The sequence below is a fragment of the Variovorax guangxiensis genome (assembly GCF_003952165.1).
Lineage (GTDB): Bacteria > Pseudomonadota > Gammaproteobacteria > Burkholderiales > Burkholderiaceae_C > Variovorax > Variovorax guangxiensis.
The window spans coordinates 63,679-78,722 of sequence record NZ_RXFT01000013.1 but is presented as its reverse complement, the minus strand read 5'-3'; the positions used below and the strand labels follow the sequence as shown (position 1 = coordinate 78,722).

The window sequence follows — 15,044 nt, the reverse complement described above, 5'->3', positions numbered from 1 at the left end:
TCCCCATGTCCCTGATCCAGATCCGCAAGCGCAGCCTGACCGTCGAGACCGTCTTCCATGAAGGCGGCCCGGTGGTCGACACGCCGCTCAGACTCGCGGCCAGCTGCGCCGTCATCCAGAACCCCTACGCCGGTCGATACGAGCCCGACCTGATGCCCTTCATGGCCGAGTTGCGCTCGCTCGGCACCCTGCTGGCGACGGAACTGGTGGACACGCTGGGCAGGGACAAGGTCGAGGTCTACAGCAAGGCCGCCATCGTCGGCGTGAATGGCGAGATGGAGCATGGCGCGGTCTGGCACGAAGCAGGCGGCTGGGCCATGCGCGCCGTGCTCAACGAGCCCAAGGCGATCGTGCCGGCCGCCAAGGCCGTGGCCGCCACGGGCTATCGCCTGATGGTGCCGCTGCACTACATCCATGCCTGCTACGTGCGCAGCCACTTCAACAGCATGGAGATCGGCATCCAGGACGCGCCGCGGCCCAACGAGATCCTGTTCGCGCTGGTCATGGGCACCGGCGGGCGCGTGCATTCGCGCCTCGGCGGACTGACGACCGAGCAGGTTTCCGTCCATGACGGGCAACGCTGAACCCTTGGACGGACAGGAGCGAACGAGCAATGGCTGAAACGATGAGAGCGATCCAGGTCCGCACACCCGGCGGCCCCGATGCGCTGGAGGCGGTGGAACTCGCGATTCCGGCCTGCGGGCCGGGGCAGGTGCGCGTCAAGGCATCGGCGATCGGCGCGGGCGGACCCGATGTCCTCATTCGCAAGGGCATCTACAAGTGGATGCCTCCGCTTCCCGCCATTCCGGGCAACGAGATGGTCGGCGTGATCGAGGCCGTGGGGGAAGGCGTGGCATCGAGCCTGCTCGGCCGCCGCGTGCTCGTGAGCTCGCGCGAGCTGCCCGAACGCGGGGGTTGCTACGCGGAATACATCAGCGTTCCCGCCGAAGCGCCGTTCCTGCTGCCCGACGAGATCCCGGACGCCGACGCCTGCAGCCTGGGCAACGTGCAGTTGGCACAGGCCCTGCTGCTCGGCGTGCCGGCCGTTCAGCCTCTGCGCGCCATTCTCGTGCCCGGCGCTGCCGGCGGCGTGGCCACGGCTCTCACCCAGCTCGCGGCCTTCCACGGAATCACTGTCATCGGCACGGCCTCGACGCCCGCCAAGCAGGCGCATGCGCTCAAGCATGGCGTCAGCATCCTGGTCGACCCCGATCCCGAAGGCCTTCCCCAGCGCGTGATGGAGGCGACCGATGGCCGGGGCGTCGACCTGGCCTTCGACCACGTCGGCGACCGCCTTCTGGTGGCCTGCATTCGCTCGCTTGCGCCGATGGGAACCGCAGTCTCCTACAACATCGCCGGGGGTCCTCCCTCCAACGATGTGTTCCAGGAACTGCGGGCCCTGCTGACCAAGAGCCTGGCCGTTCGAACCTTCTCGATCCACACCTTCGATGCGGATCGAGAGCAGCGCCGCGGCCTCATGGTCAAGGCCATCGAGCTGATGCGCCAGGGTGCGGTGAAGGCGCCGCCCACGAGCATCTATCGCCTCGGCGAGGCCCGCAAGGTGCATGAGCTCCTGGACGTGGGCGCTACGCTGGGCAAGATCGTTCTGAAGCCCTGAGCGCGTCGCGAGCAGGCCCGAAGCGCTGCGCCAGGGGCCTTCGATGCACGCCCGCCATCGAAGGCCGCTACTTCATCCCGCTGGCCGAAGAGCGGCTTCCAGGTGCTCCGCAAAGGCATTGGCCGCCGGCGAGAGCGCCCGGTCCGCAGGGCAGAACAGCGACACCTCGCGAGTGAGCACGGGGTCTTCGATCCTGCGCATCACCAGCCCGAGCGAAAGCGCCAGCGGCTCGACGTAGTCCGGCGACAGCGTGTAGTAAAGGCCGCTCGCGGCCAGTCCCAGTGCGGTGGTGATGTTGTCGACCACCTGCGGCGCCGGCAGCTTCTCGTTCTCGGACATGTGGCGCGTCATGGTCGCCAGATGAATCTCATGGTCGCGGCCGGCAGTGACCAACTCGAATCGCGGCAGGTCCTTCCAGCGAATGGTGCGGAACTTCGCCAGCCGATGCGTCGGCGCACACCAGATCACCCAAGGGCTCGGATACAGCGGGATGCGCTGCACATCGGGACCGGTCGGGCGGTCGGGCCCTATCGCAAGGTCGACCTGCCGCGTGGCGACCTTGCCGACCAGTTCTTCCACCGGGCAGTCGATCACCCGGACGGTGGTCTTCGGCCGAAGCTGGCGGAACGGAACGAGCATTCTCGGCAGCAGCGTGCTGGCGATCACCAATGGCGCCGCGATGCGCACGAGGCCGGCCGCCTGGTCGCGGATGTCCGATGCCACCAGCTTGGTCGACTCGAGCTGCCGCAGCAGCGCCTGCGCCGACGGGATCAGCGTGCTGCCCGCAGGCGACAGGGTCACCTTGCGCGTGCTCCGCTCGAAGAGCTTGTAGCCCAGCACGGCCTCGAGTTCGATCACGAGCTGGCTGACGGCCGATGAAGACAGGCACAGGTACTCCGATGCGCGGCTGAAGCTGCCGGTGCTGGCGACTGCCACGAAGGCCTGCATCTGGCGAAGCGTGAAATGCATGGAGCGGGTGCGAGGGTGCTGTTCCGATTATCCAGTCGATCTAACGAATCGAGAAGAAAACGTCGTTCCGGGACCGGCCCCGAACGCCCAGAATTCGCGCCGCGCCGCACTGCGGGTAACCCACCGGAGACAACACAACGGGTACACGCGCGGCGCAGTCATCTTGCAGCCTGCCTTCGCCCGCACAGTCCATGAACCAGCTTTCCTCCCTTCCGCCCGGCACTTTCAGCCCCGTGCTCCAGGCACTCGCAGACGCGCTCGGCGCGAACACCGTCCTGGCCGGCGAGCAGTTGCTCGACCGCCATCGCGAGGACTGGAGCGGCACGCCGAGCCACGAGCCTGTCGGCATGGTGCTGCCACGCACGCCCGAAGATGTGGCAACGGTGCTGCGCATCTGCCATCTCCACGGGGCTCCCGTCGTCGTCCAGGGCGGACTCACCGGCCTGGCCGGCGGTGCCAATGTGCAGAAGGGCGAACTGGTGATGTCGATGGCGCGCCTCGACCGCATCGAGCTGCTCGATGCCGCGGGCGGCACCGCCATCGTCCAGGCCGGCGTGACCTTGCAGGCCCTGAAGGAAGCCGCCGAAGCGCATGCGCTCGATTTCCCTCTGGACCTGGGTGCGCGCGGCAGCTGCCAACTGGGCGGCAATGCGGCCACCAACGCCGGCGGCAATCGGGTTCTCCGGTTCGGCATGATGAGGAACCTGATCCTCGGCCTGGAAGTGGCCCTGCCCGACGGCACGCTGCTGACGATGCTGGACCGCGTCATCAAGAACAACGCGGGCTACGACCTCAAGCAACTCTTCATCGGCTCCGAAGGCACGCTGGGCGTGGTCACGCGGCTGTCGCTGGCCCTGGCGCCCCGTCCCGGCTGGACCGGCACGGCGCTGTGCGCCGTCGACGACTTCCAGGCCGCGCTGGCCCTGCTTCGTGCGGCCAAGGCCAGGTTGCCCGGGCTGGCCGCCTTCGAACTGATGTGGCGCGATTTCTTCGATGCCGGCACCGCGGCCATCCACGCCGCGCCGCCTTTCGCCGAGCCGGCACCGCTCTACGTCCTGATCGAATCGTTTGCAGGCTCCAGGGAACAGGGCGAGGCTGCCTTCGAGCACATGCTCGAGCACGCCCTCTCCGAGGGACTGGTGCAGGACGCGGTCATCGCGCAGTCGCAGGCCCAGGCCGAGCAGCTCTGGGCGATCCGCGAAGGCGTCAGCGAACTGCTCTCGCAGTGCAAGCCTTGCGCAGCCTTCGACGTCAGTGTGCCCATCGAGCGCATGGACGCGCTGGTGCAGGACCTGCGCACCCGGCTGGAGGCGTCGTTCCCGACGCAGTCGCACCTCTTCTTCGGCCACCTCGGCGACGGAAACCTGCACCTGATCAGCGGGCCCTTCGAATCGGAGCAGGCGCTCGTCGATGCCGAAGCCGCGGTGTATGCCGCGGTGGGCCGCTTCCACGGAAGCATCTCGGCCGAGCACGGCATCGGCGTGGTGAAGCGGCCCTTTTTGCACCACAGCCGCAGCAGCGCGGAGTTGCAGCTGATGCGCCAGCTCAAGGGCCTGCTCGACCCGAAGGGCATTCTCAACGCGGGCCGCATCTTCGAATCGAGCACACCGGCCGAAGACTAGCCCGCAGGCGCTTCCAGCACGCAGCCAGCAAGGCGGAGGGACCTGCGCGCGACATCGATTCTTCCCTCATCGGCGCAGCCGCGCCGGACTTCGACACATCACTCTGGAGACAAACCATGAAACGACGCAATTTCATCCGCACGGTCGCCGGCTCCGGTGCCGGGCTTCTCGGCCTGGGCGCCGGCCTCGGCATCGCCATGCCAGCCTCGGCGCAAGGTTCCTCGATGGACTTGGCCCGCATCATCACGGGCTTCGCCGCAGGCGGCACTTCCGACGCCGTGTGCCGGCGGCTGGCCGTCCGCCTGACCGGTGACTATGCGAAATCGGTGGTGGTCGAGAACCGCACGGGTGCCGGCGGGCAGATCGCGATCCAGGCCCTGAAAGGCCTGGCGGCCGACGGCAGCTGGATCCTGCAGACCCCCATGTCGATGCTCGGCATCTACCCGCACATCTACAAGCAACTCAGGTACGACGGTCTCAAGGACGTCACGCCAGTGTCCCTGGCCTGCACCTTCGACTTCGGCTTCGCCGTCGGCCCGAGCGTGCCGGACAGCGTCAAGACGGTGCCGCAATTCCTGGCCTGGGCGAAGCAGGACCAGACTCGTGCGGCCTTCGGTTCGCCGGCAGCCGGATCGGTGCCCCATTTCATCGGCGTGCTGCTGGGCCGGTCGGCGAACGTGGACATGCGGCATATCGCCTACCGCGGTACGCAGCCCGCGATCCTCGACATGATCGGCGGCCAGATCCCCGCCGTCTCCGGCCCCGTGGGCGACTTCCTGCCGCATCTGGCCACAGGCAAGTGCCGCATCCTCGCCACCAGCGGCTCGACGCGCACGAAGTTCACGCCGACCGTGGCCACGCTCAGGGAACAGGGACTGAAGGACATGGTCTTCTCCGAGTGGTTCGGCATCTTCCTGCCGCCCGGCGCGGAAGCCGCCGTCGTCACCCGCCTCCACGCCGCACTGAAGCCCGCACTGGCCAGCCAGGACGTGGTCAGCGGGCTGGCCGGGTTCGGCCTGGAGGCCGCGTCCTCGACGCCGGCAGAACTGGCGTCGCGCCTGCGCGAGGATCACGAGCGCTGGGGACAAGTGGTGCGCACCATCGGTTTCACCGCCGATTCCTGAGCCACGCATGGCATGGATCGCCGCGCATGCCGCGCCAACCGTGCGTGTGTGCGCGCCATTTTTCTTTTTCATTGGAGAGGTCACGTGAAGATTCTGGTCGCAGTCAAACGGGTCGTCGATTACAACGTGAAGGTGCGCGTGAAGAGCGACGGCACCGGAGTGGACATTGCCAACGTCAAGATGAGCATGAACCCCTTCGACGAGATCGCCGTTGAAGAAGCGGTTCGGCTGAAGGAAAAGGGCGTGGTCACCGAAGTCATCGCCGTCTCCTGCGGCGACGCCAAGAGCCAGGAAACCCTGCGCACCGCCATGGCCATCGGCGCCGACCGCGGCATCCTGGTGGAAACCGCCGAAGAACTGCAGCCCCTGGCCGTCGCCAAGCTGCTGAAGGCCTTGGTCGACAAGGAACAGCCCCAGCTCATCATCCTCGGCAAGCAGGCCATCGACGACGACGCCAACCAGACCGGCCAGATGCTGGCTGCACTGGCGGACCTGCCCCAGGCCACTTTTGCTTCGAAGGTCGAGGTCGCAGGCGACAAGGCTACCGTGACCCGCGAAGTCGACGGCGGCCTGGAGACCGTGGCGCTGACGCTGCCCGCGGTCATCACCACCGACCTGCGCCTGAACGAGCCGCGCTACGTGACGCTGCCGAACATCATGAAGGCCAAGAAGAAGCAGCTCGACACGGTCAAGCCGGAAGACCTGGGCGTGGACGTGAAGCCGCGCCTGAAGACCCTGAAGGTCGCGGAGCCGCCGAAGCGTGGCGCTGGCATCAAGGTGCCGGACGTCGCCACCCTGGTCGAGAAACTGAAGAACGAAGCGAAGGTGATCTGAACATGACCGCACTTGTTATTGCCGAACACGACCACGCCAGCATCAAGCCGGCCACCCTCAACACCGTGACCGCAGCACTGGCCTGCGGCGGCGACGTCCACGTGCTCGTGGCTGGCGCCAATGCCGCCGAAGCCGCCAAGGCAGCGGCACAGATCGCAGGCGTTTCGAAGGTCATCGCCGCCGACAGCCCGAGCCTCGCTGAAAACCTCGCCGAGAACGTCGCAGCCCAGGTGCTCGCGATCGCCGGCAGCTACAGCCACATCCTGTTCCCCTCGACCGCCAACGGCAAGAACGTCGCTCCGCGCGTGGCCGCCAAGCTGGACGTGGCGCAGATCAGCGACATCACCGCCGTGGTGAGCGCAGACACCTTCGAGCGTCCGATCTACGCCGGCAACGCCATCGCCACCGTGCAGAGCAGCGACGCGACCAAGGTGATCACGGTTCGCACGACAGGCTTCGACGCCGCAGCAGCCACCGGTGGCAGCGCCGCCGTCGAATCGGCAGCAGGCGTGGCAGACAGCGGCAAGAGCAGCTTCGTGGGCCGCGAAGTCACGAAGAGCGAGCGCCCAGAACTGACGGCCGCCAAGATCATCGTCTCGGGCGGACGTGCCCTCGGCAGCGCCGAGAAGTTCACCGAGGTGATGGCACCCCTGGCCGACAAGCTGAACGCCGGCCTCGGCGCCAGCCGCGCGGCGGTGGACGCGGGCTACGCGCCGAACGACTGGCAGGTGGGCCAGACGGGCAAGATCGTCGCGCCGCAGCTGTACATCGCAGCGGGCATCTCGGGCGCGATCCAGCACTTGGCCGGCATGAAGGACTCGAAGGTGATCGTGGCGATCAACAAGGACGAGGAAGCGCCGATCTTCTCGGTGGCCGACTACGGCCTGGTGGCCGACCTGTTCACGGCCGTGCCGGAATTGCTAAACGAACTGTCCTGACGGCCGACGGGATCCACGGACGGACGTTCCTCGAGGGCCAACAAGCGAATGCCGACAACGCAGCGCGGCCGGGCACGCTTCACTCGTCCTGCATCGGCCATCCCGGCAGCCATTGCGAGAGATGCTCCGCAAAGCCTTCCGCCGCCGGGGAGAGGGTTCGCACAGTCGGCCTGTAGAGGCAGACCTCGCGAACCGTCTCCGGGTCCACGACACGGCGCATGACCAGGCCGAGCGGCCGGGCCGTCACGGCCACGTAGGCGGGCGCGAGCGTGGCAGCCAGCCCCTGGGCCGCGATGCCCAGTGCCGTGGAGACGTTGTCCACCACGTCGACCGGCTCGACGCGGGCATCCTGCGGCGCATCCACGTGCATCTGGGCGACGCTTCGCTCGTGGTCGCGTCCCGCCGCCACGAGGGCGTGGCCTCGCAGGTCGGTCCAGCGAAGCTTTTTGCGGCGCGCCAGCGGGTGCGTGGGCGCGCACCACAGCACCCAGCGGCTGTTGAACATCGGCACACGCTGAACGCCTTCGCCCGTGGGTCGATCGGGACCCACGGCCAGATCGACGTCGCCGGCCACCACGGCGTCCACCAGCAGGTCGACCGGCAGGTCCTTCACCCGCACCACCACGCGCGGCCGCCCGGCTTGATAGGCGCGGATAGCGGCCGGCATGGCCGTGCCCGCCAGCACCTGCGGCGCACCCACGCGCACGATGCCTGCGGCGCGATTGCGCACGTCCGCTGCCGCACTGTCGGCCGCCTGCACATGGCGCAGCACCGTCTCGGCCGAGCCCAGAAAGTACTGTCCCGCACTGGACAGTCCAACGCGCCGGGTAGTGCGTTCGAACAACTGGAAGCCCAGCACCGCCTCCAGCTCCGCCACCAGCTGGCTGACCGCCTGCGCCGTCAGGCCCATGCGCTGCGCAGCAGCCGCGAAGCTGCGCTGCTCGGCGACGGAAACGAAGGCTTCGAGCTGGCGCAGGGTGTAGCGGGTGAGGGCCATCCCGCGATTATCAAGCGCTGCTTGATCATTGCCCCGAATCGATTGCTTGTTGGTGGGGGATGTCTTGCGCAAACTCACCCGCCATCAACACGGTCGCCTGCTCTTCTTCACGAGAGGCCGGCCCCAGGAGACAACCCATGACCGATTCAAGAGAGCGCCACCTCGCGCTGGCCCATGAACTCATCGAGGCCGAACGCAGCCGCCGGCCCGTCGAGCATTTCAGCAAACGCCTGCAAGGCATGACCATCGCGGACAGCTACGCCATCCAGCGCGAATGGACTGCGCTCAAGCTGGCAGCGGGCGAGACCATCGTCGGGCGCAAGATCGGCCTGACATCCCGCGCGATGCAGATCTCCTCACAGATCACCGAGCCCGACTACGGCGTGCTGCTGCAGAGCATGGTGATCGACAACGGCACCGAGGTGGAGGCTGCGCGCTTCCTGGTGCCGAGGCTGGAGGTGGAGTTCGCCTTCATCCTCGCCCGGCCGCTGCGCGGGCCCGGCGTGACGCTGTTCGACGTTCTCAACGCCACCGACTACGTGATCCCGGCGCTGGAGCTGATCGATGCGCGCATCGAGCAATTCGACCGCGTGACGAAGGCGCCGCGCAAGGTGCTGGACACCATCGCCGACAACGCCGCCAGCGCAGGCATCGTGATGGGCGGCCGTCCCATGCGGGCCGACCAGGTGGACTGGCGCTGGGCCGGCGCGCTGCTCTTCAAGAACGGCGTCATCGAGGAGTCGGGCCTGGGTGCGGCGGTGCTCAACCACCCGGGCAACGGCGTGGCCTGGCTGGCCAACAAGCTGGCGCTTCATGGCGACGGCCTGGAGGCAGGCCAGATCGTGCTGGGCGGCTCCTTCACCCGGCCGGTGCACTGCGCCGCCGGCGACACCTTCCACGCGGACTACGGTCCGCTCGGCTCCATTTCCCTGAGGTTCGTGTAATGACTTCGACCGTGAACAATTTCAAGACCGCCCTGGCGGCACCCGGCGCGCAGATCGGCCTGTGGCTCGGCCTGGCCGAGCCCTACACCGCGGAACTGTGCGCCACCGGCGGCTTCGACTGGCTGCTGGTGGACGGCGAGCACGGGCCCAACGATCTTCGCTCGATGCTGGCGACGCTGCAGGCGGTGGCGCCCTACCCCGCCCACCCCGTGGTGCGCATTCCGCACGGCGACGCGGCCCTGGTCAAGCAGGTGCTCGAGATCGGCGCCACCACGCTGCTGGTGCCGATGGTGGAAGACGCCGCCCAGGCCACGGCGCTGGTGCAGGCCATGCGCTATCCGCCGCAGGGCATCCGCGGCGTCGGAAGCGGCCTGGCCCGTTCCTCGCGATGGGGCGCGGACGCGCAGTACCTGCACACCGCCAACGACCGCATGTGCCTGCTCGTGCAGGTGGAAACCACGGCAGCCCTGGGCCGCATCGACGAGATCGCGGCGGTGGAAGGCGTGGACGGCGTCTTCATCGGCCCCTCCGACCTGTCCGCCTCGATGGGCCTGCTCGGGCAGCCCGGCCACCCCGAAGTGCGCGCGGCCATCGAGCACGCCTTCACGCGCATCCTCGCCGCGGGCAAGGCGCCGGGCATCCTCGCCGTGGACGAGACCCTGGCACGCCATTACATCGGCCTGGGTGCGCGCTTCGTGGCCGTGGGCGTGGAAGCGACACTGCTGGCCCAGGCCAGCCGCGCGCTGGCCCGGCGCTTCAAGGACGCGCCGGCGCCTTCCGCGACGAACGCATCGGGCTACTGAGCATGAAGTCGGAGCTCGAAGAACTGCGCCGCGCCTTCTCGGGCCGGCTGCTGATCGAGGACGAAGAGAAGGCGCCGTTCCTTACCGACTGGCGCCGCAAGTGGGCTGGCAAGGCCGTGGCCGTCGCGCAGCCCGAGAGCGCGGCCGACGTGGCCGCCGTCGTGCGCTGGTGTGCCGATCACGGCATCGCCGTGGTGCCCCAGGGCGGCAACACGGGGCTGTCGGGTGGCGCCACGCCCGACGCGTCCGGCCGCGCGCTGGTGCTCTCGCTCGCGCGGCTGAACAAGGTGCGCGCGCTCGACACCCTCAACAACACGATCACGGTCGAAGCCGGCGTCACGCTGCAGCAGGTGCAGGAGGCCGCGCTCGAGGCGGGCCGGCTGTTCCCCTTGAGCCTTGCGGCCGAAGGCACCTGCACCATCGGCGGCAACCTGGCCAGCAACGCCGGCGGCGTGCAGGTGCTGCGCTACGGCAATGCGCGCGAGCTGTGCCTCGGACTCGAAGCCGTCACGGCGCGCGGCGAGGTATGGGACGGACTGCGCGGCCTGCGCAAGGACAACACCGGCTACGACTTGCGCGACCTTTTCATCGGCAGCGAAGGCACGCTGGGCGTGATCACCGCCGCCGTGCTCAAGCTCCATCCCCTGCCCGCCGCGCAGGTGGCCGCCTTCGTCGCCGTGCCCGATCCGGCCTCGGCGCTGGCCCTGCTGCAGCTCGCACAGGCACGCCTGGGCGCCGGCCTCACGGCCTTCGAGCTCATGAGCGATGTCTGCATCGCGCTGGTGGAAAAGCATGTCGACAGCGCCCGGCTGCCCCTGGCCGAGCGCTCGCCCTGGTACGTGCTGCTGGAGGTCAGCGACAACGTGGACGAAGCCCACGCCAGTGCCGCCATCGAGGGCCTGCTCGAGGCCGCGCTGGAGCAGGAGCTCGCCACCGATGCCGCCCTTTCGGCCAGCCTGGCGCAGTTCCGGGCGATGTGGGCGCTGCGCGAGGACATTTCCGAATCGCAGGGCGCCGAAGGCCGCACCATCAAGCACGACATCGCGCTGCCGATCTCGCGCATCGCGGAGTTCATCGAGCTCATGGGCGCGGAAATCGCGCGCCGCTGGCCGAACGAGCGCCTGGTCGTCTTCGGCCACCTCGGCGACGGCAACCTGCACTACAACCTTTCGCCCGCCGCCGACCGGCTCGCGCCCGAGCATCGCGCCGCCTTCGAGGCGCTCGAAGAGCCGGTCAACCGCTGCGTGCACGACACCGTCGCGGCCTTGGGCGGTTCGATCTCCGCCGAGCACGGGCTCGGCGTGCTGCGGCGCGACGAATCCGCCCGCCACAAGTCGAGCGTCGACCTGCGGCTGATGCACGCCATCAAGTCCGCGCTCGACCCGCAGGGAATCATGAATCCTGGCAAGTTGCTGCCACCCACCAAGGAGCTTTCCGAATGACCACATCCGCGCTGGACGTGGCGGGCGTCAAGGTCTCGCCCGACCACTACATCGATGGCCGCCGCGTGCCGTCGGCCACCACCTTCGAGCTGTTCAGCCCCATCGACCAGCAGCCCCTGGGCCGCATCGCCGAGGGCCTGGAGGACCACACCGAAGCCGCGCTGCAGGCCGCGCAGCGCGCTTTCCCGGCCTGGAGCGCCATGAGCGCGGCCGAGCGCCTGCCGTATCTGGAGCGCTTCGCCGACGAGATCGGCAAGCGAGCCGACGACTTCTGCCGTCTGGAGAGCACCGACGCAGGCGTGCTGCTCTCGCGCATGCGTCACGGCGTGGTGCCGCGCGCCATGCTCAACATCCGCTGGTTCGCGCAGCACGCGCTGGACCTGCAGAACCGCCCCATCGACACCGAGCAGGCGCACCACATCGTGCGCCACGACCCGGCGGGCGTGGTCGTGATCATCACCCCGTGGAACGCGCCGCTGATGCTCTCCACCTGGAAGCTGGGCCCGGCCCTGGCGGCCGGCAACACCTGCATCCTGAAGCCGCCGGAGTGGGCGCCCCTGACCTGCTCGCTGCTGGCCGACTGCGCCGATGCGGCCGGCCTGCCGCCGGGTGTGTTCAACGTGGTGCAGGGCACCGGCGCCACCACGGGTGCGCGGCTGGTGGGAGACGCGCGCGTCTCGCGGGTGTCCTTCACCGGCAGCGTGCCCACGGCCAAGTCGATCGCGCAGGCCGCGGGCGCCAACCTCGTGCCCTGCAGCCTGGAACTGGGCGGCAAGAGCCCGTTCATCGTGCTGGAGGACGCCGACCTCGAGGGCGCCGCGGCGACGGGTGCGCTCATGTACCGCAATGCCGGCCAGGTGTGCCTGGCGGGCACGCGCTTCCTCGTTCACGAGAAGATCGCCGAGCGCTTCGTGGCGACCATGCGCAGTCATGTGGAGAAGCTGACCGTCGGCGATCCCCGCGACGAGGCCACCGAGGTGGGCCCGATCATCCATCCGCGCCAGCTGGCACGCGTGGAAGGCTTCGTGCAGCGCGCAGTGGCGGCCGGCGCCCGGCTGCTGTGGGGCGGCGAGCGCCACGGCTTCGGCGCGCAGTACTTCCAGCCCACCATGGTCACCGGCGTGAAGCAGGACGACGAGATCGTGCAGAACGAGGTGTTCGGCCCGGTGCTCACGCTGCAGACCTTCGCCAGCGACGAGGAGGCGATCGCGCTGGCCAACGGCACCGACTACGGCCTGGGCGGCGTGTGCTACGGCGAGACCGATCACGCGACCGAGGTGGCCAAGCAGGTGCGCACCGGATTCATCTGGGTCAACAGCTTCGGCATCCGCGACCTGGCCGCGCCCTTCGGAGGCATCAAGCGCTCGGGCGTGGGCCGCGAAGGCGGCGACTGGAGCTTCGAATTCTTCTGCGACGTCAAGGACGTCGTCGTCCCCAAGAAGCCGTTCAAGGCGAGCTTCAGCCACAGATAACAAAGGAGTAGGACATGGGAAAGATCGTCGGCGCGGCCATCGTGTCGCACCACCCCGGCCTGATGCAGTGCGAGGAATTCCGTCGCCTGCAGGGCGCGGGCGAAGACTCGGACCTGATCCCCGGCTACGCCCGGCTGCGCCAGCGCATCGCCGCGGCCACGCCGGATGTGGTGCTGATCTTCGATACACACTGGTTCACCACCGGCTACCACCTGGTGGACGGCGGCGAACGCTATAGCGGCACCTACATCTCCGACGAGATGCCCTGGTACCTGCATGGCGTTCCCTATGACTACCGCGGCCACCCGGGCCTGGCCCAGGCCATCGAGGAGGTTTCGCGTGAACAGGGCGGCTACAACCGCGCCATCCGCCATCCGGACCTGGGCCGCCACTATGCGACGGTGAACCTGGTCAAGCACCTGCGGCTGGACATGACGGACACGCCCGTGGTCACGGCAAGCTCATGCCAGAACTGCGAATGGCCGCAGTTCCTGAAATCGGGCGAAGCCATCGGCGAGGCGATCCGCCGCAGCGGCCTGCGCGTGGTGCTGCTCGCCTCGGGCGCGCTCAGCCACAAGTTCAACGGCATCGACTGGAAGCCCAACCACCCGCGCATCTTCCACGAGACCAACGTCTCCTCGCCCGAGAACATCGAGAGCGACAAGAAGGCGATCGCGCTGATGGCCGAAGGCCGGCACGACCTGATCCTCGAGCGCTGGGACGGGGAGTACCGCCGCAAGCCCTGGGAGGCCTTCGGCGCGCACTACCTGCAGATGCTCGGCGCCATGGGCGGCGCGCAGTGCCGCGCCCGCGGCGAGGCCCTTTCCGCCTACGAGAACGCTCGCGGCACCGGCAACATCCACGTCTGGTTCAACCCCTGAGCGCCAGGTCCGCACCGCAGAACAACGACAACAGAGACATCGCCATGAGCCACCCCAGCGCCGCGGCGGGTGCCGCGCCTTCGCGCGCGGGCACCATCGCCGCCGACTCACCCGCGTTCGAGGACGCGACATACGCCCAGGTCACGCGACGCATCATCCCGTTCCTGTGCCTGTGCTTCGTGATCGCCTTTCTCGATCGCGTGAACGTCAGCTTCGCCAAGCTGCAGATGCTGCAGGACCTGCACTTCAGCGAGACCGTCTACGGCCTCGGCGCAGGCATCTTCTTCATCGCCTACTTCCTGTTCGAGGTGCCGAGCAACCTGATCATGCATCGCGTGGGCGCGCGGCGCTGGATCGCGCGGATCATGATCACCTGGGCGCTGCTGACCGCAGCGATGGCCTTCGTGCAGAGCGCGACGGCCTTCTACGTCGTGCGCTTCCTGCTGGGCGCGGCAGAGGCGGGTTTCTTCCCGGGCATGATCCTGTACCTGACCTACTGGTATCCGGCCCATCGCCGCAGCCGCATCACGGCGCTGTTCATGACGGCCATTCCCATCGCCGGCGTGCTCGGCGGCATGGGTTCGGGCTGGATCCTGCAAGCCATGAACGGCGTGCACGGCATGGCCGGCTGGCAGTGGCTGTTCGTGCTGGAAGGCGTTCCCTCGCTGATCGTGGGCGTCTGCGTGCTGTTCTATCTCGACGACGGCATCTCCGGCGCCCGCTGGCTCACGCCCGCGCAGAAAGCGCTGCTGCAGCAGCGCATCGAGGCCGAAGCTTCGGCGAAGACGCATGTGTCCGTCGGCTCCGCCTTCCGGCATCCGCTGGTCTGGCTGCTGGCGCTGGTGTACTTCGGCAGCTCGATGGGGCAGTACGGCTTCGGCTTCTGGCTGCCCTCCATCATCAAGGCCACCGGCGTGTCGAGCCCGCTGCACATCGGGCTGCTGTCGGCCATTCCCTATGCCTTCGGCATCGTGGCGATGATCCTGGTCGGGCGCCATTCCGACCGCACGGGCGAGCGCCGCTGGCACTACGGCCTGTCGGCGCTGGTGTCCGCCGCCGGGCTGGTCGGTGCCGTGGTGTGGAGCGACAACACGGCCATCGCCATGGTCGCGCTCACCATCGCGAGCATGGGCCTGCAATGCCTGGCCCCGGTGTTCTGGACGCTGCCCACGGGCCTGCTCGGCGGCGTGGCCGCGGCCGCCGGCATCGCGGTCATCAACGCCATCGGCAACCTGGCGGGCTTCGTCAGTCCGTATCTGGTGGGCTGGGTGAAGGACACCACGGGAACCACCGCCGCCGGCATGTACGTGATCGCCGGCTTCCTGCTGCTGGCCGGCGCGCTGGTGGTACTGGGCGTACGGCCCAGTCCGGCGCCGCGCCGCTGAACTTTCCAAATCTTC

The 15,044-nt window shown here is 68.4% G+C and carries 14 protein-coding genes; 12 read left to right on the top strand and 2 right to left on the bottom strand.

Annotated features, from left to right (window positions below):
• Positions 1 to 5 precede the first annotated feature (5 nt).
• Both EJP67_RS25615 and EJP67_RS25610 read left to right on the top strand, forming a co-directional pair.
• Entirely contained in the window at positions 6 to 584 is a 579-nt protein-coding gene (locus EJP67_RS25615; protein WP_126024561.1) for an amino acid synthesis family protein, read from the top strand.
• 41 nt (positions 585 to 625) lie between these two features.
• Complete coding sequence (locus tag EJP67_RS25610; protein WP_126024560.1) at positions 626 to 1,618, top strand: zinc-binding dehydrogenase; 993 nt, start codon at positions 626 to 628, stop codon at positions 1,616 to 1,618.
• A 72-nt stretch (positions 1,619 to 1,690) separates the two neighbouring features.
• Here EJP67_RS25610 and EJP67_RS25605 read toward each other — a convergent pair whose 3' ends face one another.
• Positions 1,691 to 2,587: a LysR family transcriptional regulator gene (locus EJP67_RS25605; protein ID WP_126024559.1), complete on the bottom strand. Its 897-nt coding sequence runs from the start codon at positions 2,585 to 2,587 to the stop codon at positions 1,691 to 1,693.
• Between the two features lie 191 nt (positions 2,588 to 2,778).
• Between EJP67_RS25605 and EJP67_RS25600 the strand changes: the two genes are divergently transcribed.
• From EJP67_RS25600 to EJP67_RS25585, 4 genes are all read left to right on the top strand, one after another.
• Positions 2,779 to 4,209, top strand: coding sequence for an FAD-binding oxidoreductase (locus EJP67_RS25600; RefSeq protein ID WP_126024558.1), 1,431 nt, complete (start codon positions 2,779 to 2,781; stop codon positions 4,207 to 4,209).
• Between the two features lie 116 nt (positions 4,210 to 4,325).
• On the top strand, positions 4,326 to 5,333 hold the full coding sequence (locus EJP67_RS25595) for a Bug family tripartite tricarboxylate transporter substrate binding protein (RefSeq protein ID WP_126024557.1): 1,008 nt from the start codon (positions 4,326 to 4,328) through the stop codon (positions 5,331 to 5,333).
• 84 nt (positions 5,334 to 5,417) lie between these two features.
• Entirely contained in the window at positions 5,418 to 6,167 is a 750-nt protein-coding gene (locus EJP67_RS25590) for an electron transfer flavoprotein subunit beta/FixA family protein (RefSeq protein ID WP_126024556.1), read from the top strand.
• A 2-nt stretch (positions 6,168 to 6,169) separates the two neighbouring features.
• Entirely contained in the window at positions 6,170 to 7,105 is a 936-nt protein-coding gene (locus EJP67_RS25585; RefSeq protein WP_126024555.1) for an electron transfer flavoprotein subunit alpha/FixB family protein, read from the top strand.
• A 79-nt stretch (positions 7,106 to 7,184) separates the two neighbouring features.
• On the opposite strand, the gene EJP67_RS25580 is transcribed toward EJP67_RS25585, so the two are convergent.
• The gene (locus tag EJP67_RS25580) at positions 7,185 to 8,102 is read right to left on the bottom strand and encodes a LysR family transcriptional regulator (RefSeq protein WP_126024554.1); all 918 of its coding nucleotides are present in this window, start codon (positions 8,100 to 8,102) and stop codon (positions 7,185 to 7,187) included.
• Positions 8,103 to 8,239: 137 nt separating this feature from the next.
• Between EJP67_RS25580 and hpaH the strand changes: the two genes are divergently transcribed.
• Genes hpaH through EJP67_RS25550 form a run of 6 tightly spaced genes read left to right on the top strand, consistent with a single transcriptional unit; the run spans position 8,240 to position 15,029 of the window.
• Positions 8,240 to 9,046 carry a 2-oxo-hept-4-ene-1,7-dioate hydratase gene (gene hpaH, locus EJP67_RS25575; protein ID WP_126024553.1) on the top strand — a complete coding sequence of 269 codons (807 nt, stop codon included), beginning with the start codon at positions 8,240 to 8,242 and terminating at the stop codon, positions 9,044 to 9,046.
• The gene (gene hpaI / locus EJP67_RS25570; RefSeq protein WP_126024552.1) at positions 9,046 to 9,849 is read left to right on the top strand and encodes a 4-hydroxy-2-oxoheptanedioate aldolase; all 804 of its coding nucleotides are present in this window, start codon (positions 9,046 to 9,048) and stop codon (positions 9,847 to 9,849) included. Before hpaH ends, hpaI begins: the two co-directional genes overlap by 1 nt.
• Before the next feature lie 2 nt (positions 9,850 to 9,851).
• A complete protein-coding gene (locus EJP67_RS25565) occupies positions 9,852 to 11,291 on the top strand; it encodes an FAD-binding oxidoreductase (RefSeq protein WP_126024551.1) in 1,440 nt (479 codons plus the stop codon).
• Positions 11,288 to 12,763, top strand: a complete 1,476-nt coding sequence (locus tag EJP67_RS25560; RefSeq protein WP_126024550.1) for an aldehyde dehydrogenase — start codon at positions 11,288 to 11,290, stop codon at positions 12,761 to 12,763. Before EJP67_RS25565 ends, EJP67_RS25560 begins: the two co-directional genes overlap by 4 nt.
• Positions 12,764 to 12,777: 14 nt before the next feature.
• Positions 12,778 to 13,644 carry a DODA-type extradiol aromatic ring-opening family dioxygenase gene (locus EJP67_RS25555; protein ID WP_126024549.1) on the top strand — a complete coding sequence of 289 codons (867 nt, stop codon included), beginning with the start codon at positions 12,778 to 12,780 and terminating at the stop codon, positions 13,642 to 13,644.
• Between the two features lie 44 nt (positions 13,645 to 13,688).
• On the top strand, positions 13,689 to 15,029 hold the full coding sequence (locus tag EJP67_RS25550; protein ID WP_126024548.1) for an MFS transporter: 1,341 nt from the start codon (positions 13,689 to 13,691) through the stop codon (positions 15,027 to 15,029).
• Positions 15,030 to 15,044: the final 15 nt, after the last annotated feature.